Origin of the sequence: Enhygromyxa salina, assembly GCF_000737335.2 — a bacterium.
In the GTDB taxonomy this organism is placed as follows: domain Bacteria; phylum Myxococcota_A; class Polyangia; order Nannocystales; family Nannocystaceae; genus Plesiocystis; species Plesiocystis salina_C.
The window spans coordinates 27,770-50,172 of sequence record NZ_JMCC02000016.1 but is presented as its reverse complement, the minus strand read 5'-3'; the positions used below and the strand labels follow the sequence as shown (position 1 = coordinate 50,172).

The following is a 22,403-nucleotide window of genomic DNA, read 5'->3' as shown; positions in this document are numbered from 1 at the left end:
GCAGGGCAGCGATCGCTGCCCGCGACCACTTTACTTCATATAGTCGTCGCAGCCGGGCATGGTTGGGTCGATCTTGCAGGCCTTGCTCGACTTGGTGGTCTTCGACGGCTTCTCCACGTCGAAGCTGCCCACAGACGTGGTCTGTTTGCTCGACGCCTTATTGTCGAACTTCTTCCACATCAGGGGACTCGTGCGCGGCGGCGCGTAGCGGTACCACTTGCCCGAGCCGCCGACGGTCTTCGAGCCAGGGCACAGGCTCGGCGGCATGAAGTGGTCGTCGGCCGCGGCGCGCATCTCGTCACCACAGCTGGGGTTGAGCTGGATGTTGTGCTTGGCCGACTCCCACAGGCTGCTGACGTCCTTCCCCCCCGTCGACTGGTAGACGCAGTGGTCATGGATCAGACAACCCACGCCCCAACCGCCGCCGCCCCCGATCATCGCGGGCGGGGCGTCGCAGCCAGGTCCGCAGCGGCCGTTGCACTCGTAGACACCGTCGAGCGCCTTGGGGCCGGGAATCGTCATCTGTGCGGCCTTGGCCCGCGACCACCAGCCTGGGACCGAGGGCGAGATCGTCTCGATGGCGACTGACTTGGACATGAACACGTCGAAGCTGATGCAGTAATACTTGCCGTACTCGACGCACTCGATGTTCCCGTCGCGGGCGTCGTCCAAGAAGCTGCTGCAGCTCGAGATGGTTGGGATACTCGAGAAGTAGGGCAGCTCTGCGGCCTCGTCGACGAGATCGGTGGGGCCAAAGCCCAGCAGCGAGGGGTCGTGCCCGAGCGTAGAGGTGTCGTCGCTCGAGTCGAAGCGTCGGAGCTCCTGCAGCATCTCCGAGTTCTCATCGGGCTCCGCGTCGGCCCACGCGACGGGCTCTGCGTCGACCTGGGCATAGGCGTGGCCCTCATCGAGGAAGCTCGGCGCGGATGCGTCGAGCACGGGGAGCTTGGCGTCCCACGAGTCCCACACGAATCCGGGCAGTGACTCGCCCATCATCCCGAGCGCGCGGTAAGTGTAGAGCACGGCGATCGGGTCGATGTCGTCGCGCTCGAGCGCCGAGATCGCGCTGTAGGCCTCGCTGACGGCGCGCCAGTCCTGCGGCGTGAGCTCCCCGTGGTTGCCCTCGATGAACAGCTCGCCTTGCTCGTAGTCGGCGCGGAAGCTGGTCGAGACGGTGCTCGTGTGGAGATCGACCTGGACGACGTGGTCGCTGAGTACGGCGGCGTCGAAGCTGACGGCGCCACCCTCGGCCGTGTGGAGCGCGCCGTGGATCGAGTGGGCCTCCGCGCGGAGCTCCAGCCCCTGCGCGGGCGCGGGCGTCGTGGACTTCACTCCCGCTCGGCTCGGTGCGGGGGAGATAACGGGAATCACGGCTCCGAGGCCAAGAATGAGGATGAGCGAGACTGTTCGGTGCGACACAGGCGCAGTGTACAGACACAAGTCTGGCGCCGTTGAAGTTGTCTCGTATTGTGTCCGAAACCTGGGTCCAAAACCTGGGCCTTGCGGGCATCGCTCAGTTCGTGGCGCCCCCCCCCCCGCCGATGTGGCCTCGTCCGTTTTCTTCCGACCGGCGGCGGCGGTTTGACCATCGCTCTGTCCAGCTCGCTCGCATTGCTGGTCGCCGCGTGCACGCTGACGATGCCGACGCTCATGCCTATCCAATGGCCGGCGAGCGGGTGGAGTTTGAGCTCACGGGCCCCGTTCGACGAGGTGCTCAGTTCCTCAGCGGCCGAGGAGAGAGAGCATGACCCCGAGGCCCACGGGCGCCCACAGGGCGGCTGCCGTGCTGGCGACCAAAACAACCAAGACGCGGCGAGCGTTCTGGCGGAGCCTCCAGGCGAGGTCGTCGCAGGCCTGCAGGGAAAAAACGGAGCCGACGATCCCGAGGCCCACGGGCACCATCCCGAAGCCGCGCATGTGGGAGCTGCCGGCGCTCTGTACAAGAACGTGGGTCCAGTACGCGAGTCCCCAGACTGCTACGATCGATGCGGCCGCGAAGCCGCGAGACCAGCTCTGGCGACGAGTGGCGGGATCGAGAGTGGCGGGGTGGGTCGTCATGTCGCCCGCCCAACTGACCGGCGAGCGCGGGATTCCGAGAATCCTGCGGCCACCCTACGTCGCCACGGCTTCTGGAAGCAGCTCCCGAGCGGGTCGCCCTCATCCGCTTCGACGGCCAGTTCCTGGACGCCATGCCGGTTCTGGGCGGCTCGACAAGGCTGGCGCCCTGCTCGAGACGGCGTGCACACCGTGCTTCCACGCGCGCCGAAAGTTGTAGCGGCGCCCTGGGTCTACCCGACCGCAGCGAGGAGTCGGCGCGCTGGGGTTGGCGCAGGTGCCAGGGGTTGCCTGTCGCTCAATTCAGAACACCTCGAGGAATGCGACGAGGTCGGCCTTTTCTGCAGGAGACAGCGACTCACCCGGGAAGAACGAGGGCTGCGGCGTGACGTGGATCGGCGGGAACGGGCCCCCGGGGATCGCTGGCAGGATAGCGCGACTGTACAGTTCAACGACCTCCTCGAGGGTCAGCACATTGTTGTCGTGAAAGTAGGGCGCGGTGTTTGCGATGCCGCGTAGTTGGGGGACGTCGAAGCCCTCGAAGTCCGATGGGTTACCGGTGATCAGCGCCCGGCCAGGGTCGGTCGTGAACGGGATCGGCCCGCCGGATGGACCGGCGATTGGGACGCCGCGCTCGTCGACAGCTGGAAGGCCCTGCTCATTGAACAAGGGCAGCGGCGGCAGGTCTGTCCAGTGCTCCGTCCGCGCGTTGTCCCGGTAGAAGCGAAAGCGGTAGGCCGGGAAGTTCGCCGTGATGTTGTAGGGGATCGGTTCAAACGCGAGCCCGATCTGACCGAGCACCGTGGCGGCGGTGATCCCAATGAAGGGGAACTCGCCGCAACCCTCTTCAGGGGCCTCGAACACCAGCGTGAGACCCTCGAGCGCGATATCGAAGACGCCGTTGTCGTTGAGATCGGTGAAGTCGCGGTTGAGGTTGCCGTCGGGCCGCGGGGCGAAACACAGCGCGTCGTGGATCTGGCGATCGACGATGATGTCATCACGCGCACCGCCGTGGCAGCCCATACACGCGAAGTCATAGACTTCTTTACCGTGAAGCTGTTCAGGGGTCAGCGTGGCCAGGAACGCGGGATCGTCCTCTGGGATCGGAATGTCCGCGGCAGGGATCCCCGCTTCGAGCTGCTCGTGCACGAATCGTGCGCGATCCGAGGAGAATTGTGTGCGTTCGAAGTCGGCGATTCGCTTGAGCAGGCCATTGCCGGTCGCGTGGGAACTCTCGCTGTGATGCTCGATGGCCCCGAGCGCCTGGGCCTCGAGGGTGTCCGCGCGGCCGTCGTACAGGTACGGGCCTGTAAATGATGTGTTGATGATCGAAGGGACCGCCCGCCAGACCTCGACGATTCGGTCGGGGGGCGTGACGACATTGCCCGCGAAGTCGATCACGTCCATGTTGTCCGGCAGTGGGATCAGGATTCGCGCAAGGCCGTGCGAGAGGTTGTTGAAGGTTGGATTGTCCGTGCCGCGTACGTCGGCGTCTATATCCGCGAACAAGGGGTTGTCCGGATCGTTCTCGAGCAGGTCTTGGACGTGCTCGGGAGGCAGCCCCCGGTGCTCGTCCGCGACATGACAGTCACCGCAGGCGCGGCCATTGGTGCCAGACAACGCGGTCTCGAACTTTTTCTCACCGACGCTCGACTTGGAGCGCAGCAGGGTTGAACTATCGGTATTGGGGGGCTCTGTACAAGCCGATATCGACAATAGGCCAGCGTAAATGAGATAAGTGGACGAGGTTCGTTGCATTGAAGTCACTCTCCCTACATCGGCCCCATGTGACACCGGGCGACGCTGCCTCATTCAACTGTACATGATGGCACGTCAAAGTGTAGGGGTTTCATCGCTCGATGTGACGGGAACCCCGACAATGTCCAAATCTGGCTACTATGCATCATAGCGTCGGCTGGATGCGGGGGGGAGGGCGAGCGACCCACGCTCCCGCTTCGCGTCGCGTTGGCGACGCGGCGCGCTTTCATGGGGGCAGACTGGACGGCCCGTCGCCCGAGGCCGACCCGGCGGGCAGGTCCAGATGAAAGCAGGTGCCCTTGCCGATGTGGGTCTCGACCGAGAGCTCGCCGTCGTGCTCGTGCGCGATCCCGTGGGAGACCGAGAGACCCAAGCCAGTGCCATGGTCGCGGTCTTTGGTGGTGAAGAAGGGGTCGAATATCTTGGTGCGAATCGCTTCTGGGATACCGCCGCCGTTGTCTTCGACGCTGATCCGCACACGATCGACGCCCTCGAGCGCGTGCGCCCGGATCTGGATGTGCTTGCGGGCGTGGCGGCCGGGGTGGTGCTCGTTGAGGGCGTCGCGTGCGTTGGTCACCAAGTTCATGATGATCTGCTGGATCTGCTGGCTTCGGCAGCGGACCAGCAGCGGCGGGACGTCAATTTTCATCGTGATCTGGTCTCGTCGTAGGATCGCGTTGATCAGCGAGAGCGTGCCATCGATCAGCGCGCGGACCTGGACCTGCTCGAAATCCTGCTCATGCTCCTGACGCGAGAATGTCAGCAGGTTGCGGACGATCGCGGAGACCCGCTCGGTCTCGTGGGTGATCTCGCCAGCGAATTCCAGCACGGTGTTGCGGTCGTCCGGGTTGTCCGCGATCAGCTCGGCGTAGTTCATGATGCCCTGCATGGGGTTGTTGATCTCGTGGGCGACGCCGCTAGCGAGGGTCCCAAGCGACTCGAGGCGCTGCTGCTGGCGGACCTGGGCCGCGAGCTGCTCGCGCTCGGCCTCGGCGTGCTTGCGATCGGTGATGTCGGTGGCGACGGCGATCGCGTTGCGCCGGCGCCTGCCGGACCGCCCGTCGATCGCCTCGGGCCCCTCACGATCGAGCTCATGATCGAGCTCACCATTGGCCTCACCGTCGAGCTCACCATCGAGCGCAATCGCAGCGATGCGGACCGCGTACCAACGCGACGTGGACGGCCCCGGCAGCTCGACCTCGAGCTCGCGCTGCTCGCCGTTGGCAAGGGCCAGCTCGACCGCTGCGTACCACTTCTCGCGTGACTCCGGGGTCATTGCGACGATGAAATCGGACTCGGCATCGAGGCTGCGATTGACGAACGCGAACCTGCCACGCTCGTCGAGCAACGCGATCATGTCGGGGGCGCCATCGACCAACGAGCGCCAGCGGGCTTCGCTGCGGCCCAGCGCCGCGTAGAGCCGGGCGTTGTCGAGCGTGCTCGCGGCTTGGTCGGTGATCAGGCGCAGGGTCTCGATGCTCGCGGGCGTGAACCCGTGGGTGCGCAGCCGGTTCTCGAGCACGAGCACGCCGATCAGCGCGTTCCTCACGATCGGCATGGCGATCAGCGAGTGGACTTCGTGGCGCGCGAGGTAGGGATCACTGGCGAAGCGTGGATCGCTGCCGGCGTCGTCGAGCACCAATGACTTACCGGTACGCACCACGAAATTGATGATCGTACGGGGTGCTTGGTCGCCGACGTCGCGCAAGCGCCGGGGCTTGCGGAGCACGCTGGCCCTGTGGTCGGCGCCGCGAGCTTCGGCGACCAAGGTCAGCTCACCACCGCGCTCGAGCAACAGCTGTCCGTGGCCTGCCCCGGCGCAGGTCAGCGCCGCGTCGAGCACCCGGGTGATGACCTCGTCGAGATGCAGATCCTCGGTGATGACGCCGACGCTGCGCAGCACGCCCTCGAGATCCAAGCTGGTGTTGGAGGAGCCAGAGCTGGGGCCCGTGGCTGGACCCGTGGTCGGGCTGCCGCGCCTGCGCTCGGGCTCGGCGAACAGCGTGGGCTTGCGGGCGCGCAGACGTTCGAGCTTGGCCTCTGCGCCCCAGGCCGAGTACGCGTCCCATGCCCTGCGCCACGCGCCCTCGACGAGCACACCGCCGCCGTGACGCTCGAGCAGCTCGGCGACGAACTGGGCGGCGATGCCCTCGACCCAGCGGCAGCCCCGGGTCCGAGCCTGAATCCAAGCACGATCCAGGTGGGCGATGGCTCGAACTAACCTGGCCCGCTTGGCATGGCTGCGGACGGCCTCGCGCAGGCCCAGCGCGAGCTCGAGGTAGTGCCCATAGTTGCTGGGGCAGGCCTTGGCCCACGCGCGCAGCAGGCTCAGGCCCTTGTTTGCGAGCGACTGGGCGTTGGGCGGCAGCGCTTGCCCGGCGAGACGTTGGGCGCTCACGGCCACGCACAGCGCCAGGTACGAGCGAGGGACCAACCAGCTGTTGAAGAGCACAACCGCGATCTTGGGCGCAGCCCGGATGCCGGTCTCGAGCGCGGCGGCGTAGTCACCGAGGACCACCTGCACGAGCGCGATGTCGGCCAGCGCCGCGTAGTCGTTGGTCGGGACGCCGCCGCGGGCCAGCAGCGCCTCGGGTGTGAGCTGGGCGATCCCGCGGGGCTGCCCGTCGACCTCGAGGGCGCGCTCACCGAGCAGCTCCGCGCAGCAGTTGACGGCGACCCAGCTCACGCTCTGCATTTGCTTGGCGCCGCGGCACCCAAGCTCGTACTCGATCTCGAGCGCGCGGCGATCCAACACCGCGAGATGGGTGCCAACCTCGAGCTGCATGTCGAGCCCAAACGCAGCGATGAACGCCGCGTGATCGAACTCGCCGAGCTCGAGGGCGAGCAGATAGGCGAGCTCGAACTCATGGAGGAAGTCGGCGTAGGGGCGCGTCCGGTGGTAACAGAGCGAGCCGGCGATCGCGACGATGTTGGAGCGGGGGACGTCGGGCTTGTCGGTGCGCGCGCACAGCTGCTGAGCGAGATCGATGGTGCGTTGGGCCTCGTGCGGCTTGTTGAAGCCCCCGCCGACGTTGATCGAGAGATCCGCCATGGCGATCGGCGTGGTCTCGTGAAACCCGTGGGTACCCAGCAACAGGACGTGGACGCCGCTGAGGTACATGAACAGGTTGAGGTCGACGATAAAGGCCGGGTACTTGAGCTGCGAGACGATCTCGAACAAGGCCGCGCCGCGCGGATCTTCGCAGGCCGGGAGCGCCATCGCCGTGTCGAGGTTGAAGCCGCGGATCATGAGCCACGCGCGTGTCAGGCTGAGCAGCGCGCGGCCAAGACCGACCTTGCGCGGCAGCGGAGCCCCGAGCTGCGCCAAGGCGTCACGCCCGAGCGCGATGGCCTCGGGCTGCCGATTGTCGAGCTGCAGCAGCCGGATTCGCCGCGAGATCACCAGCCCGTACTGGTAGGGGCTGAGCGGGCGCGCGAGCAGGGTGTCGAACGCCGCGTTGGCGCGCTCGTGTTGACTGGCGAGGGCCAGCGTCTGCGCGTGGCCAAACCATAGGCCGAACACGAGCTTGTCGTGTTCACCCGAGGCCGCATCACTTGGAAGGCTGGGATTGCTGGGAGCATGCTCGAGCTGCTCGAGCCCATGACCGAAATAGCGCAGCGCGAGATCGTAGGCGGCCGAGTCGAGCGCGCGCTGACCTGCGCGCAAGTTGAGCGTGGCGACCTCGACACGCTGCGCAGGTTCGAGCTGCTCTGGGATCCCCGCGTCGAGGTGCTCGACGATCTCGAAGAGTTGCTCGTCGAGCGCCGATCCCTCGAGCGTCTCGAGCAGGTGGCGGGCGATCTTCCAGTGCACCCGCCGGGTCTCGTCGGGCGGCAGCTGCCGTCGCGCCGCGTGCTGGATGCTGTCGTGGGTAAAGCCGTACTCGTGGCCGATACCAACCAATAGGCCGGCTTCGATGAGCTCGAAGGAGTTGCCGACCAGCTCGCCGGGGGGACAGTCGCTGACCAGCGCCAGCTCGGCGAGCCCGAAGCGGATGCCCAAGCAGGCCGCGCGCCCGAGGAGCAGGCGGGCGGGCGCGGGCAGCAGCCGCAGTCTGTTGCTCATCATCTCGACCGCGTCGTCGGGGATCTGCGCGGCCTCGACCTTTGACTGGTCCCAGCGCCAGCCGTCGGCGTCGAGCAGCAGCAGCTCGTTGGTGACCAGCTGCGACATGAATTGGCCGATGAAGAGCGGGACGCCGCCGGTCTTGCGTTTGACGATCGCCGCGAGCGTGTGGAGTTGGTCCGACGCCCCGCCCAGGGCGTCGTGTAGCAGCGCCTCGATCGCCTGGCTCGAGAGGGGGGCGACGTTGATCACGCCAGCTCGGGGTAGACGCTGGGCCTCGACTTCGTCGATCAGCGCCTGCAGCGGATGACCCGCTGGGATCTGACCTGGGCGCAGGGTCCCGGTGATCAGCAGTGGGCCCGTCACGCCACGGATCAGGGTCTCGAGCAGCGCGATGCTGCCGTGGTCGGCCGCGTGTAGATCGTCGAGCATCAGCACCAGCGGGCCGTGCTCGCACAGGGTCGAGACCAAGCGCTCGATCGCTACATGCAGCCGGTTGCGGCCCTCGATCGGGCCGAGCTCCGCCAGCTTTGGTTGCTCACCAACGATCAGAGTGAGCGCCGGGACCAGCTCGCACACGACGTTGACCAGACCCCCGAGCCCCGTGACGAGGCGCCGACGCCAGCGCAGCAGGCCGGCGTCGGTCTCGGTCAGCAGCAGCTCGAACATGCCGGTGAACGCCTGGACGATCGCGGCGTAAGGCAGCTCGTGATAGGCGCCATACTTGCCACGCAGGACATGCCCACCGTGGCCGATTGCGGCGACCTCGAGCTCATCGAGCAGCGCGGACTTGCCGACACCAGGCGGGCCGGCGAGCAGGGCGGTCTGGCGAGCCTTGGACGCGATCAGCTGTTCGAAGGCTTCACGCAGCTCGCGGTGCTCGTGCTCGCGCCCGTAGAGCTGGTGGGGGAGCTGCAGCGAGGTCGAGCGATCTGCGCGACCGAGCTCGTAGCTGGCGTCGGGCTGGCCGCGCTCGTGGAGGCCGAGCAGCTCGCGTAGATCGGCCGCGAGCCCGGTCGCCGTTTGGTAGCGGTGTTCGGGGGCCTTGGCCAGCAGCTTCATGACCAAGCGCGAGATACCGATCGGCAGCTCGGGCACCAGCTCGTGGGGGGCCCGCGGGGTGCGAGCGAGGTGGGCATGGATCAGCTCGAGCGGGGACGTATCCTCGAACGGCCGCTGGCCCGTCAGCAGCTCGTAGAAGGTCACACCCAGCGAGTACAGATCACTGCGAAAGTCGACACTGCGGTTGGTGCGACCGGTCTGCTCAGGCGAGATGTAGGGCAGCGTGCCGCTGAGGATCTGGTCGTCGTAGATGTGGCGTCGCTCGCTCTCGAGCAACACGGAGATCCCGAAGTCGGCCAGGTGAGCACGACCGCTCTTGGCGTCAAACAACAGGTTGGCCGGCTTGATGTCGCGGTGAATGATCCGCTGTGCGTGGGTCTGGGCCAGGATCTCGGCGATCTGTATGGCGATCTGCCCGAACAGCTCGAGCGGCAGCGGTTGCCCTGCCGCGAGCACGCGCAGATCCACGCCCGGAGCCCGCTCGAGGATCAGCACGAGCTGATCACCCACGCGCTGCAGTGACTCGGCCCGGACGATGCCTTCCACGTCGAGGCCGCGGATGAGCTCGAACTCGTGCTGAACCCGGGCTTCTACGGTCTCGTCAGCGATGTCGAATACCTTGGCGATGACCTCGCTGCCGTCCCGCTCGGATACGGCACAGAGCAGACGCGAGCGCCCCGACCCATGGAGTGGTCCGGTTACCCGATAGTCGGCGAGAGCGAGCACCATGGGATCACGCGACATCATAGACGACGGCGTCTGAAGTTTGTGCGCGGACAACGAACAAATGAGGGGCGCGAGAAGCCCGCTCCCCCATCCTGTCTGCGAGGCCGCGAGATGTGCTCCGGGACATATTTGCCAAGGGCTCGTTCACGCCGGCCGACGGAGGGTGGAGGGTGGAGGGTCGAGGCGTTCGAAGCGAGCGCGCTGAGGTTACCCTCGTCTTCGCGCTCCTTCCGGTCGCGCCCACGTTGGGCAAGAGGCACACGCCGCGCTGATCCACCCATGACCATGAACGTCGCAGTCGATCATCTCCGCTTCGAGCTCGACCCGCTCACGTCGGCGCCAGTGCGCGAGCTGATCGCCACGCATTTGGCCCAGATGCGCTCGCAATCACCGGCCTGCAGCGTGCACGCACTCGACGTCGACCACCTGCGCGGGGCCGACGTTCGGTTTTGGTCGGCCTGGATCGGTGCCGCGGTGGTCGGATGCGGCGCGCTCAAACAGCTCACGCCCACGACGGGCGAGATCAAGAGCATGCACGTGCTCGCGGCCTGGCGTGGCCATGGCATCGCCGCGAAGCTGCTCGCCCACATCGAAGCCGCTGCACGCGACCGCGGGCTCACCCGACTCTCGCTCGAAACCGGCTCGCAACCCGCGTTCGAGCCGGCCCGCAAGCTCTACACCTCGTTCGGCTACATCGCGTGCGGCCCGTTTGGGGCCTACACCAATGATCCAAACTCGAGCTACATGTCCAAGCTGTTGTGACCGGCTTCGCGTCGCGGGCCGCAGTTCGCGGGACGAGCGATCCAACTCATCACTAGCGGCAGCGGTAGTGATCACCGATCCAATAGACGGGTTCACCACCCGGAGACGACCGTGGGCGGGCCTTGGTCGTTGCCTGCGTGCGCGGCGTAGCTGGCGAGGACGAGGACGCTCGCTACACACAGCGCAGACGCGGCGAGGAGGGCTCGCGGCAGTCCGTACACCGTCACGCGACCGAGAGTGGAACGTGGCCCGCACACAGGGTCGAGAGCTCGGTGAGGGAGCAGTCTGGGGCGAGCCAGCGGGTGGCCTGATCGGCGAGCAAGATCACCGGGCTCCGCTCGTGAAGATCGGCGAGCTCGGGGGCGGCCTGCGTCGTGAGGATCGTGCACGAGCGCAAGGTCTCGCCGTCCAGCTCGCGCTCGGTCCAGAGGCCGGCGAGGCCGAACAGTGGACTGTTTGGGACGCTGACGTAGGCGTACTCCCCCTTGGGGCTGCGGCGAATCCAAAAGCCAGAGGCCGGGAGGAGGCAGCGACGGGTGGTGAAGTACTTCTTGAACTTGCTTGGCGCGGTCTCGGAGCGGACGTTGTATTGCGGTCGCTGTTGCAGCGGGCGCTTCATCCAGCTCGGCGCCAGCCCCCACCGGGCCCACACGAGCTCGCTGGCTGCGGGCGCGTCGGGCTTGGCGTCAACGATGTGACGAATGATCGGGACGCTCGCGGTAGGAACAAAGGGCTCGCCCGAGAGCGTGGGGACGCCCTCGGTGGTCAATCGCAAGATCGAGCTCCAGCTGCGCCAGCTGTGCTCGTCGGAGCCGGTTACGAAGCGACCACACATGCTCAGGCCTCAGCTTCCGGGCCGTCGGCGTAGAGCTCGCAGACGAAGTCTTCATCCGACCACCACGCGCCCGCAGAGTCGGCGGCGTGATCCGGATCAGCCTCGAGCGCAGCAGCATCCAGCCACGGCGTGGCCTGCCCGGTGTCAGACTCGTAGTGTGCCTCGGTGAGCTCGAGGATCTTGGGAACCGGGATCGCGCGTGGCCGATGGCGGACAGCCCACGAGTTGCGGAACAAGTCGACCATGAGGTGGCGGCTGCGCGCTGACTCGGCAAACAAGATCGGGGGGACCAGCAAGTACGGAGCCTGCACGACGACCTCGACATCGAGGTAGTTGGCGGGGGTGGTCTCATCATTCCAGCAGGCGGCGAAATTGACTGGCGCGAGCGGCTCTTCGGAGCCGACGTAGATCTTGCCGTTGGCGACCACGATCTTGTCGAGGTTCAAGAAGATCTCTTGACCCATGATCGTGATTGGCGCGCTAGCGATGCGTGATTTGGCCCAGCGTTGGGCCCGATCGTAGAGGTCGACCGTCTCGACGCTGCGGCTCGCGTCCCAGTTGGCGAAGCAATGAAAAGCGCAGCAGATGCTGGCGTCGACGTGCTCGGGCGGCGGGAACAATGTGGAGATGTCGAGGCTGGGAAACACCGGCTCGGTGCGCTCACACGCGCGCGACTCGAGGAACTCACCGATCCAGTTGTTCGGGGACGTGCTCGGGGACGCGTCCATGTTCGAGCTGCTCGGTGGGTCCAAGACCACGCTCGTGCATAGCTTGCGGAACGCGTGGCTGCCGATCTTGCAGTTGAGCAGGTCGAGGACCGCGATCGCGGCGCACTCGGGGATGGAGATGCCGCGGGTCGGGAACCAGTAGTCGTAGCCGTTGGTGACGAAGTCGACGCCGCGATAGTGCTTGTGAATGAAGGGCTCGCTCGGTGCGGGGGTCTGATCGGCTCGGCCCCAGTGGGCCGCGGCGGCGCGGTCGTAGAGCAGGTGAGCGTCGCGAGCGAGGTCCGGCAAGAACACGCTCTCGCCGGTGAGGTAGCAGGCCTTGGCGAACATCTGCGCGATGTCGGGATCGTGGGACACGTCGGCGTGCTCGAAGATCAGCTCTGTCCGCAAGAACAGCTTGCGCCCCTGCTCGTATGGGGCGCCCTCGTGGGCCTCGTCCTGGGGGAAGATGACGCAGGTGAAGGGCTGGATGTCGCAAAGCGCGATGTCGTCACCGATCTGCAGCGCTGGCTCGGCACGACCACCGGTGAGGTAGATCAGCAGTGTGTAGCGCGAGACGTGCTTGCGGGCCGCGTCGTAATAGGGCGTGTCGATGTGGCGGCTGAATTTGCCATCGCCGGGCTCGAAGCGGTTGCAGCGAAACACCGGGTTGACGTGGGAGAAGCCCTGCATCCAGCGCTTGGGCATGGCCTGTTGGACCGCTTGGGTCAACACTTCGCTCAGGCGCGCGGCGTGGAAGATGAAGCGCTGGCCGCCGCGCGATGCTGCGTTGAGCGGGCGAACCTGGAGGTTGAGTGAGTCGAGGCCGGTGAGCAGCTCGCGGGTGTCGGGGGACGCGAGGAGCGTGAAGGTGTAGGCCCGCGGCGCGCGGGGGGGACCGAGCGGGCGCCGATCCGCGAGCGCGAGCTCGAGGGACTCGAACCAACGGTCGAGCGGCACGATGTTCTCGAAGGTGCGAAATGAGAATTCTTCAGGGTCGACGAACACGGCGGCGAGCTCTGGCAGCCGCGCGGATGGACGCGCGAACAAGTGCCGGATGTCGTCGGGAATGTGCTGCGCGGGCAAGAAGCGCACGGCCTTGAAGCGCGCGCTGGGGTGATGAGACATCGACAGGCCGTTGTGCTCGAGCACCGGCTCGACCTCGATCGCGTTGACCCGGTCGCGAAAGCGTTGCTTGTCGTCCTCGCTGGCGGCGCTGGCCGAGAGCGCGAAGAAGCGGTCGCGCAGCTCGAGGCCGCGCGCCAGCAGCAGCTCGTTGGTGGGGGGCGTGACAATGGTGTCGGTTGGCGAAGCGGCTGCGGTCATGGGCTGGCGCTCGATAGGGCCGCGAAGTAGCGGCGAATGTTGGACGGGAGCTGTTCGGAGCGTGCGATCGCTAGCGCGCCTTCTTGCCCCACGTCGGCGCGATAGAGCTGCAGCGCGCACAGCCGCGGGAGCTGCTGTGAGCTGGCGAGAGCCTGCGCCCCTGCTGCGCCGATCTGGTTGTCACGCAGATCGAGGAAGGCGAGCTGGCGCAGGTGCGGCGCGGCGGCGAGGGCCTTCGCCCCCGCTTCGCCGATCCGGTTGCGCTGCAGGTGCAAGGCGGTGAGCCCGGTCAGGTGCGCCGACTGGGTGAGGGCTTCGACGGCGGCGTCGCTGAGGTGGGTGTAGCGAAGGTCGAGCGCGGTCAGCTGCGCGAGTCCGGGGCACGCGGCCAGGGCCTGGGCGCCCTGATCCTCGAGCGGGCTGTACTGGAGCGCGAACGAGCGGATCCGGCCGAGATCGAGCTCGAGCAGCGCGCGGAGCAGCTCGAGCGGGACGGGGGGCGGCGTGTAGTCTGCGTAGTCCTCGACGTACTCCTCCTCGTCGTCGTCGCTGGGAGGCGCGAGGCGGAGGCACAGTTGTGCGAGCAACGGCGCGCTTGGATGCTCGATCAGCGCGCAAAGCGGGTCGAGCGAGGTGTCGTGGAGGATGAAGGTTGCGCCGACGACGAACCCATGTCGCCACTCGAGCTCGCAGCCCTCGGGCAGCTCCCCGACCTGCCACGACCCCTGGTGGACGTTGACCAGGTCGTTGATCTCGGACTGGATCGCCCGTATCTCGGAAGCCTCGAACACACGCGAGCGCTGATGTTCGAGGCTGATCAGACGCCCGCGTGCGTCGCCTTGCTCGGACAGCCAGTCGGCGTAGACGAGCCAGCGATCCCAGTCATCGAGATCTTGGCGGACGGAGGCCGCGAGTGCGTGATGGGTGTTGAGTGTGCCCACGGGGAATCCTGGCCCAACCAGCTCATGCTACCAGAATAGAGGGCGATCCAACGGCAATATTGGGTCACCCCGCGATACAGACCCCGACCTCCTCATACCCGATCAGCGCAGCATCAGGACAGGGAGGAGTTTGAGTCAGCACATAAATCACTTCGTAGGCGGGATTGTCGGCTGTCGCACGCAGATGGTGCGCTCAACCAGGCAAGTCTATGTCACCGCTGTGGCTCACTGCCAGCGCCCGCCCAACGATCTCGCCGACGTCCTTTGACAAGGTTGGGGAGGCGGCGATGCGCTCGAGCTGCTCGCGCAGCAGCGCTTGGCGTTCGCTATCGAAGCGGCGCCAGCTGTTGAAGGCAGAGACGAGGCGAGCGGCGACCTGGGGGTTGAGTTGGTCGATGGCGATGACCTCGTCTGCCAACAAGCGATAGCCACGGCCGTCGGCGGCGTGGAAGTGGGCCTGATTGCGCTGGGCGAAGGTGCCGAGCAAAGCGCGGGCACGATTGGGGTTGCGGCGATCGAAGTCGGCGTGATCTCGCAGGGCGAGCACGCGCTCGAGGGTGTCCGCGACCCCGGCTCGAGCTTGAACCGCAAACCACTTGTCGAGCACCAGCGGGTCGCTTCGCCACTGCTCGTGAAAGGCCAGGACGCCATGGTCGCGGGCCTCTCCGGGCAGCTCGACGAGGCAGGCGAGCGCGGCTTGGCGATCGGTCATGTTGTCGGCCGAGTCGAACTGCTGACGCGCGAGCGAGCCGCCTTGTTTGGGATCGCTGGCGCACAGGAAGGCCAGGGCGGTATTGGCCAGGCGACGTCGCGCGATCGACTCTCGGCTCGCGTCATAGGCCTGGCCAACATTGCTCTGGTGCGCAGCCAAGAGCAGGTCGTGGTGGGCGCGGCCCAAGCTGGCCATGGCCTGAGCCCGCGCGTGGTGGATCGCATCAACGGCGACGACCGACATCGCCTGACCGAGCACGCGCTCGTCGGGCAGGTCCAAGGCGAGGGCCTTGAGCGACCCATCGAGCGCATCGTCAGCAGCGATGGCGCCCCAGCTGTCTACGAACAGCGGGTCGAGAACCGCAGCTGCGCCGGCCTCGATCGCGCCGACCATGGCCAGCAAGGTGTCGGTTGCGAAGCGTTGGCCGGCATCCCAGCGGTTGAAGGCGTCGCTGTCGTTCGCCATCAAGAACGCCAGCTCTTCGCGGCTGCGCTCGATGTGCAGCTCGACGGGGGCCGAGAAGCCGCGCAAGACGGACACAACCGGCTTGGCGGGCAGGTCAACGAACACGAACTGTTGCTCGCTCTCGCGTAGCTCGAGCACGCGTGTGCCGCTGACGGCGGCGGCCTGGTCTTCGCCTTCGAGCCGCAGCGGAAGGTCGTTGCCATCGGGGCCAAGCAGCCCCACGCTGACCGGCATGTGACGCACCAGGTAGCTTTGTTCGCCAAGGGAGGGCGGGCCTGACTGGGTCAGGGTGAGGGTATAGCGACCGTCGGCCCAGGTCCCCAAGGCGTGCAGCTGCGGCGTGCCGGCTTGGACATACCAGCGCTCGAATTGCTCGAGGTCCGCTTGGTTGGCGTCGGCCATCGCCGCGCGAAAGTCGTCGCAGGTGACCGCTTGACCGTCGTGGCGCTCAAAGTAGAGGTCCATGCCGCGTCGGAAGCCTTCGGCGCCGAGCAGGGTGTGGTACATGCGGATGACCTCGGCGCCCTTGTTGTACACAGTCGAGGTGTAGAAGTTGTTCATCTCGACGTAGGCGTCCGGGCGGATCGGGTGCGCCATCGGGCCGCGATCCTCGGCGAACTGAACGATCCGCAGTCCGCGGACATCGTCGATTCGCTTGACCGCGGCGGAGGTCATGTCCGCCGTGAATTGTTGGTCGCGAAAGACGGTGAGTCCCTCTTTGAGGGTCAGCTGAAACCAGTCACGGCAGGTCACGCGGTTGCCGGTCCAGTTGTGAAAGTACTCGTGACCGACGACAGCTTCGACACCCTCGTAGTCGTCGTCGGTGGCGGTCTCGAGCGCCGCGAGCACGTACTTGGAGTTGAAGATGTTGAGACCCTTGTTCTCCATCGCGCCCATGTTGAAGTCGTGCACGGCCAGGATCATGTAGATGTCCAAGTCGTACTCGAGTCCGAACACCTCTTCGTCCCAGCGCATCGCGTTAGCGAGGCTTTGAAGCGCGTGGTCGCACTTGTCGATCTCGTGCGGCTCGACCCAGATCTCGAGTCGAACCTCGCGGCCGCTGCGAGTGGTGAACGAGGCAGCGTGAGCGCGCAAGTCACCGCCGACGAGGGCAAACAAATAGGTGGGCTTGGGGAAGGGGTCTTCCCAGCGCACGCTGTGGCGGCCGTCTTCGAGGGCCTCGCTGGCGACGCGGTTGCCGTTGGAGAGCAGCACCGGATAGCGCGTCGCGTCGGCGATGATCTGGGTCGTATAGCGCGACATCACGTCGGGACGATCGAGCATATAGGTAATGCGGCGAAAGCCCTGCGCCTCGCACTGGGTGCAAAAGGTGCTCGAGGATCGATACAGGCCACTAAAGGCCGTGTTCTCTTGCGGCTTGATACGCACGCGGGTCTGGAGCTCAAATTGCTCGGGGAGGGGCCCGGAGATCTCGAGGTAGTCCTTGGTCAGCGTGTAGGCGTTGGGGCCAAGCGGCTTGCCGTCGAGCTCGATCTCGAGCAGCTCGAGCAGCTCACCGTCGAGGCGCAGGGCCTCGGCGGGCTCGCGAGCTTCCGGGTTGCGACGACAGCCCAAGCGGGCGGTGACCAAGGTGTGCGCCTCGGCCAGCTCGAACACCAAGTCGACGGTGTCGACGAGATGCGAGGGCGGGGCGTAGTCCAAGCGGCGCACCGGGGTCGGCTGCGGGTCCTTCATGCGGTGAAGCTACCGCATTGCTGCGCTACCGCGGGACGCGCGAGCTGTTTTTGCCGGCGCGGGAGCTGTGGCGTGTTCTGAGCTTACGTGACGGGGCTGCTGCTTGGGTCCGAACTCGACATCGCCGCGGTAATGGCCTGATGACGAGAGTGTCAAATAGCCTCGCCCCACGCGATGCCATCGTAATATTCGAACACCACTCGCCGACCGAGCGCGTCGACCTCGAGGTGGTGGGCCCCGAGCGTCGCGGCGTCGTGGGCGGCGTAGGGTTCGATCGTACCTGCGAGCGGGTCGACGGCGAGCAGCTCGTCAACCTTGAGGCTGTGGAGAACGACGAGCAGCCGGCCATCGTGAAGGATGGCGGGCGTACCCACGTACAGCTTGGGGTCGAAGCTCCAGGTGGCGAGCTCCTGACCGCTCGCGTCGAGCAGCAGCAAGTCGACCGGCGGGATCGCTGCCGGATCCTCGACCGGTCCCTCGACGCGCGCGGCCTCGACGAACATCGTGCCGTCGTCGTAGAGGTGCAAGGCTCGGGGCCAACCAACGGCCAGCAGCTCGCCCGCGGGTCCTTCAGCGTCGAACCACCGCATGGCGCCGAGCTGCGCTTCACACCCAGGCGCGGCGCACGTCTCGGTCAGGCCGCTGACGGACCCGCGGTCACCAGAGGGCGCGAGCGTGACCGTGGTGTTCCCGTCTGCGGCCGGGTGCAGGACCTCGCGAAGCTCGAAGTCTGGGCCCGAGTAGCGCGCGACCTCGCCGTCGGCCTCGACGATCGTCACAGCCCCGTCGGCGGTTGGGCGCGGCGTCTTGGCGCCAGTCGCAATGGACAGTCCGCCCGCCTCACGGACGCCGAACAGCTCATCGTCGCGGATCACGAACAACGGGGCGCCAAACGCCTCGGCTTGGAAAATTTGGAGCCAGCTGTCTCGCAGCAGCTCGCCCTGCGGACCGAGGTCGAACAGCACGCTCTCGACGAACTGTTCAGCGTTGAAGCCGTCGCTGTCTTGAATCTCGTAGACCTGCTGAAACACCCAGTCACCGACACCGTTAATGCGAAGGCGATCCTTGCGCAGGCCGAGGTCGTCGCCCGGCTCGTTTTGGAAGCCCACGACGCTGGTGAGGCTGACTTCGAGCGTGTCCGTGTCGGCCCGGAACACCTGGTTGGCGAGGTTGGCGAACACCAGCTGGCTCTGCATTGGCGAGGTAGCGACGGTGTCGCAGTTGACCTGCGTGGCCAGCTCGTGGAGTTGGTCGCCGATCGCGACCTCGAGGGTCTGATCCCCGCACCGCCACAGCCGCGCGCCAGGTTGAAACTTGCTGGGCACGAACCCAGTCGTTGAGAGGGGCACGGGGTCGAAGGTGTACTCGACCTCCGTGTCGAGGTTTCGCAGCGTCATCGCCGTGGACCCGTTGCGGCTCAGCAAGCGGCCACGCGGACTGAGCGCGTACTCCCACACATCTGCGGCGGGGCTGAGGCTGTCGGCGTCGCCGTCGATGCGCAGCAGCTGGACCTCGCCGCGTCGGAGGATCAGCGCGTCGCCGCACGGACCGAAACTCCTCAGCTCGCCGCCCAAGTAGCGCTGAAGCGGTGGCGCTTCGATGTCTGGACACCAACTGGCGTGATCGAGGCCTTCGCCGGGGACCTCCTCGACCGGTGGCTCGTCGCCGGTCTCGTCGCCGGTCTCGTCGCCGGTCTCGTCACCGGTCTCGCCGCCGGCTTCGTCGCCAGACGGGAGCTGACAGGCCGCGAGGCTCAGCCAGGTGAGGGCGACCAAGGCTGTTGCTGGACGACAGAGGGTCATGGATGCTTCGTGCCATCCAGCGGCTGGATCGATCAGGATGAAGTGCAACCTAGTGCCGCACACCCTAAGTTCGATCCGGGTTAGGTGCGGCACTGAGGCCCAATGGCAGTGTCGCAGCTCCTAGCAGTACGCCCGGTACAGCGTCGTCGCCGCTCCTCGCCCTTGGGCCTCAGCTCCGCACCTAACCCGGAACGAACTTAGGGTGTGCGGCACTAGCGGATGCTCACGTTGACGTGCTCGAGACGCCCCCCCCACGATGTGCCCCAATTCGCGGACCCGTCTGCCGCCACGCTCATCACGAAGGGCTGCATCCTCGCGCTCTCGCTGTTGTGAGAGCGCGTACTAGCAAGCGAGAGCCGGGACGCCTGGGGCCGAACCCGGCCGAGCGCGAACGCTCGACGAGGCCCGCGCGGTGCTGCTCGACCGCGCGAGCTGACTACGACGCACGCTGCGTCGGGTCGGCACTGATCGACGATACAGTCGCGGCGAAACTACCTCGTCCCCCAGGTCGTCCACGCGGAGCTCTTGCGATCCATCGGAGCCCGAAGCAGAAACCGCGCCGCTACGGCCACACCGCCGCGCCGCCGCCAAAGGTCGCCAGCTGCGCGCCAGTGAACATTCGCACCGAGGCATTGGCCATGTTGGCCGCCCCCGACTGGCCGTGGTCGTAGACCGCCTGGATGTTGTACCCCGCCTCGTTGGGCCCAACGTCGTTGTTGAAGTAGTCCTCGGCGCAGATGTTGAGGCCAAGCACGGTGTTGGGTGAGACACACCAAAACGGAGCGACCGCGCCGTCGGCCGCGATCAGGGTCTGCGAAGCGCCAACCACCAGCGGCGTGACGCTGTCGTCCACGGACGTGCGGTAGGGCGTGCCGGCGACCCACGCGTCCCAGTAGTTGATCCACGCGTTGGGGTAGAAATTGACGTCGACGGCGCCCGAGGCCACGATCGCACCAACCGTCTCCCACGAGTCGATCTGCCGGCCCTGGTAGCAGGTCGTGCCCCACAGCGCGACGATCGGGACCCCGCCGCGCGCGGTGCCGATGAGGTTGGGGGCGGTCGCGGTCTCCAGCCAGTCGCCGGTGATGTTGCTGCCAACCAGGGTCTCGAACGACGAGTCGCTGAGGCCGCTTTTGTAGCCGTGGGCGTGGGTCTTGACGTCGAAGCGGTAGCCAAGCGCGGTCAGGTGGCGCATGGCGTCCAGGATGCCGTCGCGGCTTGGCTCGAATACGGCGTCGGCCTGCTTGAACGCCTGGGCGCTGGTGTTGTTGGCGTTCGAGGTGTCGTTGTCCATGACCAGGGCGACGTAGTCGTAGGACGCGTAGTGCTTGGACAGGTTGGTGCCAAGCGACTGCGCGAGCGTGGTGAAATTGTCGTCGTCGTAGTGGAAGTAGAGCAGCAGGGCGACGCCCTCCTTACCCTTGTCGACCTCGTCGCAAGGCTCGGGGGTGAAGTCGTCCTCGTTCTCCACGCCGTCATAGTCAGCGTCGGCGCGCATGACCTCGACCTTGGCCGAAGCGCTGCCGTTGCACTGATTGTCCCCGCACAGCGGCGCCGCCCCAACGACCTTCGTGAAGGTTGGCTGGCCGTTGACCGGGTCGCACTCGAGCAGCACGTTGGTGCACGCGTTGCCGATGTCGTCGCCACCGTTGACGCCGCCGTTGTCGTGCTCGGTGAACTCGGCGCACACGGAGATGTTCTTGCTCGCGCCAGCGTTGACCATGTAGGTCCCAAGCGACATGTTGTGGCGTTGCTTCTGGCCCACGTTGTAGACGAGCTCGGGCACGCTCGCGACGGTCTGGGTGCCGTTGGGCGCGGTCGCGGTCACCTTCGTCGACATCTCTGCGCGGCCCTCGGACACGCCTTGACCGGTCACGAACTTGGTCTGGATCAGCCGCACGTCAATCTCGCACTTGCCGGCCACGGGCGGGCGCGAGGGCTCACCCTCGGGGTTTTCACACAGCTGCGGGTTGATCGGGTGGGGTGTCCATTGGCCAGCTCGGAACTGTGAGTCGTCCTCGTCGCTCGCGTCGTCGAAGAGCGCGTCATCGTCGAAGCCGGCCTCGTCAAACTCAGCCTCGCAGGCGGTCGTCAACAAGGGCAGCGCGAGCAGGCTCGCAACCAAGATACGGGTGGTCTCGTGGTGGGTCGTCATCGTTTGTGTCGCCTTCGCCAAGTCATTGGCGACGAGGTCGAGCGCGATGACGCGGGTGTCGTCGGTTTTTCTCGGGCGCACGGACGACCCCGCCCGGCGGTCGTTCCCGTGGACGGCGCGCGCGGACGCTGCCGCTGGCAAAGCTACTTCGTATCGATATAGTTGCCGTTGTCCGCCGGGTCGAGGTCCACGGGCGCCCCGCCCGGTGGGATCGGATGCTTGGCGCTCCACAGGATCCCCTGAACGACGACGCGGCGGAGCATCGGCGCATGTGGGGTCTCGGGCTGGTCGATCCAGTTGCCGTACCAGTGGCCACCGGTGAAGCCGAAGCCGCGGCCGCCATCAGGGCGATCGTACGTCCACGCGGTGACCTCGGAGCGACCTGGGTGAGCCTGCGTGTCGGGGGTCGTTCGGGTTTCTTCGGGCGGGACGTCCTCGAGGATCCGCGTAATCCCGATCTCGCCTTCGACCCAACGCATGTTGTAGTACCACTCCTCGTCGATCGTCAGCGCAGTGACGCCGGTCGTCACCGGGTGCGCTGGGAACTCGTCGAAAGTGGCCGTCCAGATCGGGTTTACCGAATACCCTGCTTCGTAATATCCGCCCAGCCAGGGGAGGATCTGGGCGCCGAGCGCTGGCGCATAGTCGACCGCGTAGTGGAGGTTCACGAAGCCTGCGCCAGCGTCGATGTGCTCCGCGAGGACCGCCAGCTTGTTGGGATCGGTGAGCGGGTGTTTCTCGGCCCCGTCGAGGTAGAACACGATCGCGTCGGCGCCCGTGAAGATCGACTCGTCCGTTGGCCAACCATTCTTGACGATCACCGGGACGACGCCGGGCGTCTGGCACAGCAACTTTGCCAGGATCGCAGTTCCGGCGAAGAACTCGTGCGCGCCCTGTGGTTGCATCACGCTCGGCGCCCCGGCGACCAAGACGATCTTGGTTGCGTTGGGGTCCTGCGGCTCGACCTCGACGGGGACGACAGACTGGTCGTGGGCGTCGCTCGGCATCGCCCAGGGCTCGCAGATCACGTCGGGCGGCAGCGGCTCGCCGGTCGTCCCGTCGTCGGTCGAGTCGCTCGAGTCGCTCGAGTCGGTGTCCATGCCACCGGTGGTCTCGTCGGTGTCCGAGGCGCTCTCCGAGCCGTTCGTGGCCGTCTCGCCCATCGTCGTGGCGCCAGTGGAAAAGCTCCCGCCCGCGGTCAATTCGCGGGCGTCGGGGTCGTCAGAGCAGCCGACGACGACAGTCAGAAGCACGGGAACGGCGCAGCGAAACGGCGAGACCAACATGGCCCGCCTATACCACGGACCTCCGGGCCAACAATGGTCGAGGTCATCTA

At 66.5% G+C, this 22,403-nt stretch carries 12 protein-coding genes; 1 reads left to right on the top strand and 11 read right to left on the bottom strand.

Annotation, left to right across the window (positions count from 1 at the left end):
• Window positions 1–30: 30 nt before the first annotated feature.
• The 3 genes from DB30_RS08315 to DB30_RS08305 form a co-directional block, all read right to left on the bottom strand.
• Window positions 31–1,332, bottom strand: a complete 1,302-nt coding sequence (locus tag DB30_RS08315; protein ID WP_052547570.1) for a hypothetical protein — start codon at window positions 1,330–1,332, stop codon at window positions 31–33.
• 1,026 nt (window positions 1,333–2,358) lie between these two features.
• Window positions 2,359–3,675, bottom strand: coding sequence for a cytochrome c peroxidase (locus DB30_RS08310; RefSeq protein WP_052547566.1), 1,317 nt, complete (start codon window positions 3,673–3,675; stop codon window positions 2,359–2,361).
• Window positions 3,676–4,039: 364 nt separating this feature from the next.
• Window positions 4,040–9,670 (bottom strand): protein kinase domain-containing protein, encoded by a 5,631-nt coding sequence (locus tag DB30_RS08305; protein WP_165703670.1) that lies wholly within the window; start codon window positions 9,668–9,670, stop codon window positions 4,040–4,042.
• Between the two features lie 282 nt (window positions 9,671–9,952).
• Here DB30_RS08305 and DB30_RS08300 point away from each other — a divergent pair, with 282 nt between their 5' ends.
• Window positions 9,953–10,429 carry a GNAT family N-acetyltransferase gene (locus DB30_RS08300; RefSeq protein ID WP_052547562.1) on the top strand — a complete coding sequence of 159 codons (477 nt, stop codon included), beginning with the start codon at window positions 9,953–9,955 and terminating at the stop codon, window positions 10,427–10,429.
• Window positions 10,430–10,521: 92 nt separating this feature from the next.
• Here the strand turns inward: DB30_RS08300 and DB30_RS42720 are convergent, their stop codons facing one another.
• The 8 genes from DB30_RS42720 to DB30_RS08265 all read right to left on the bottom strand — a co-directional run bounded on the left by DB30_RS42720 (window position 10,522) and on the right by DB30_RS08265 (window position 22,353).
• On the bottom strand, window positions 10,522–10,656 hold the full coding sequence (locus tag DB30_RS42720) for a hypothetical protein (protein WP_276204342.1): 135 nt from the start codon (window positions 10,654–10,656) through the stop codon (window positions 10,522–10,524).
• Complete coding sequence (locus tag DB30_RS08295) at window positions 10,653–11,264, bottom strand: SOS response-associated peptidase (protein WP_052547560.1); 612 nt, start codon at window positions 11,262–11,264, stop codon at window positions 10,653–10,655. Before DB30_RS08295 ends, DB30_RS42720 begins: the two co-directional genes overlap by 4 nt.
• A gap of 2 nt (window positions 11,265–11,266) precedes the next feature.
• Entirely contained in the window at window positions 11,267–13,297 is a 2,031-nt protein-coding gene (locus DB30_RS08290; protein WP_052547558.1) for a hypothetical protein, read from the bottom strand.
• Window positions 13,294–14,238, bottom strand: a complete 945-nt coding sequence (locus DB30_RS08285; protein ID WP_052547556.1) for a TIGR02996 domain-containing protein — start codon at window positions 14,236–14,238, stop codon at window positions 13,294–13,296. The genes DB30_RS08290 and DB30_RS08285 overlap by 4 nt, the downstream gene beginning before the upstream one ends.
• Before the next feature lie 193 nt (window positions 14,239–14,431).
• Window positions 14,432–17,110: an aminopeptidase N gene (gene pepN / locus DB30_RS08280; RefSeq protein WP_052547554.1), complete on the bottom strand. Its 2,679-nt coding sequence runs from the start codon at window positions 17,108–17,110 to the stop codon at window positions 14,432–14,434.
• 152 nt (window positions 17,111–17,262) lie between these two features.
• On the bottom strand, window positions 17,263–18,912 hold the full coding sequence (locus tag DB30_RS08275; protein ID WP_146658292.1) for a hypothetical protein: 1,650 nt from the start codon (window positions 18,910–18,912) through the stop codon (window positions 17,263–17,265).
• Between the two features lie 562 nt (window positions 18,913–19,474).
• Entirely contained in the window at window positions 19,475–21,067 is a 1,593-nt protein-coding gene (locus tag DB30_RS08270; RefSeq protein WP_146658291.1) for a hypothetical protein, read from the bottom strand.
• A 143-nt stretch (window positions 21,068–21,210) separates the two neighbouring features.
• Window positions 21,211–22,353 (bottom strand): ThuA domain-containing protein, encoded by a 1,143-nt coding sequence (locus tag DB30_RS08265; RefSeq protein ID WP_052547547.1) that lies wholly within the window; start codon window positions 22,351–22,353, stop codon window positions 21,211–21,213.
• Between the last annotated feature and the right edge of the window lie 50 nt (window positions 22,354–22,403).

Excerpts from the sequence above, each read along its gene's own strand:
- DB30_RS08305 (WP_165703670.1), bottom strand. The coding sequence starts at position 9,670 with ATGGTGCTCGCTCTCGCCGACTATCGGGTAACCGGACCACTCCATGGG.
- DB30_RS08300 (WP_052547562.1), top strand. The coding sequence starts at position 9,953 with ATGAACGTCGCAGTCGATCATCTCCGCTTCGAGCTCGACCCGCTCACG.
- DB30_RS08295 (WP_052547560.1), bottom strand. The coding sequence starts at position 11,264 with ATGTGTGGTCGCTTCGTAACCGGCTCCGACGAGCACAGCTGGCGCAGC.
- DB30_RS08290 (WP_052547558.1), bottom strand. The coding sequence starts at position 13,297 with ATGACCGCAGCCGCTTCGCCAACCGACACCATTGTCACGCCCCCCACC.
- pepN (WP_052547554.1), bottom strand. The coding sequence starts at position 17,110 with ATGAAGGACCCGCAGCCGACCCCGGTGCGCCGCTTGGACTACGCCCCG.
- DB30_RS08275 (WP_146658292.1), bottom strand. The coding sequence starts at position 18,912 with ATGACCCTCTGTCGTCCAGCAACAGCCTTGGTCGCCCTCACCTGGCTG.
- DB30_RS08270 (WP_146658291.1), bottom strand. The coding sequence starts at position 21,067 with ATGACGACCCACCACGAGACCACCCGTATCTTGGTTGCGAGCCTGCTC.
- DB30_RS08265 (WP_052547547.1), bottom strand. The coding sequence starts at position 22,353 with ATGTTGGTCTCGCCGTTTCGCTGCGCCGTTCCCGTGCTTCTGACTGTC.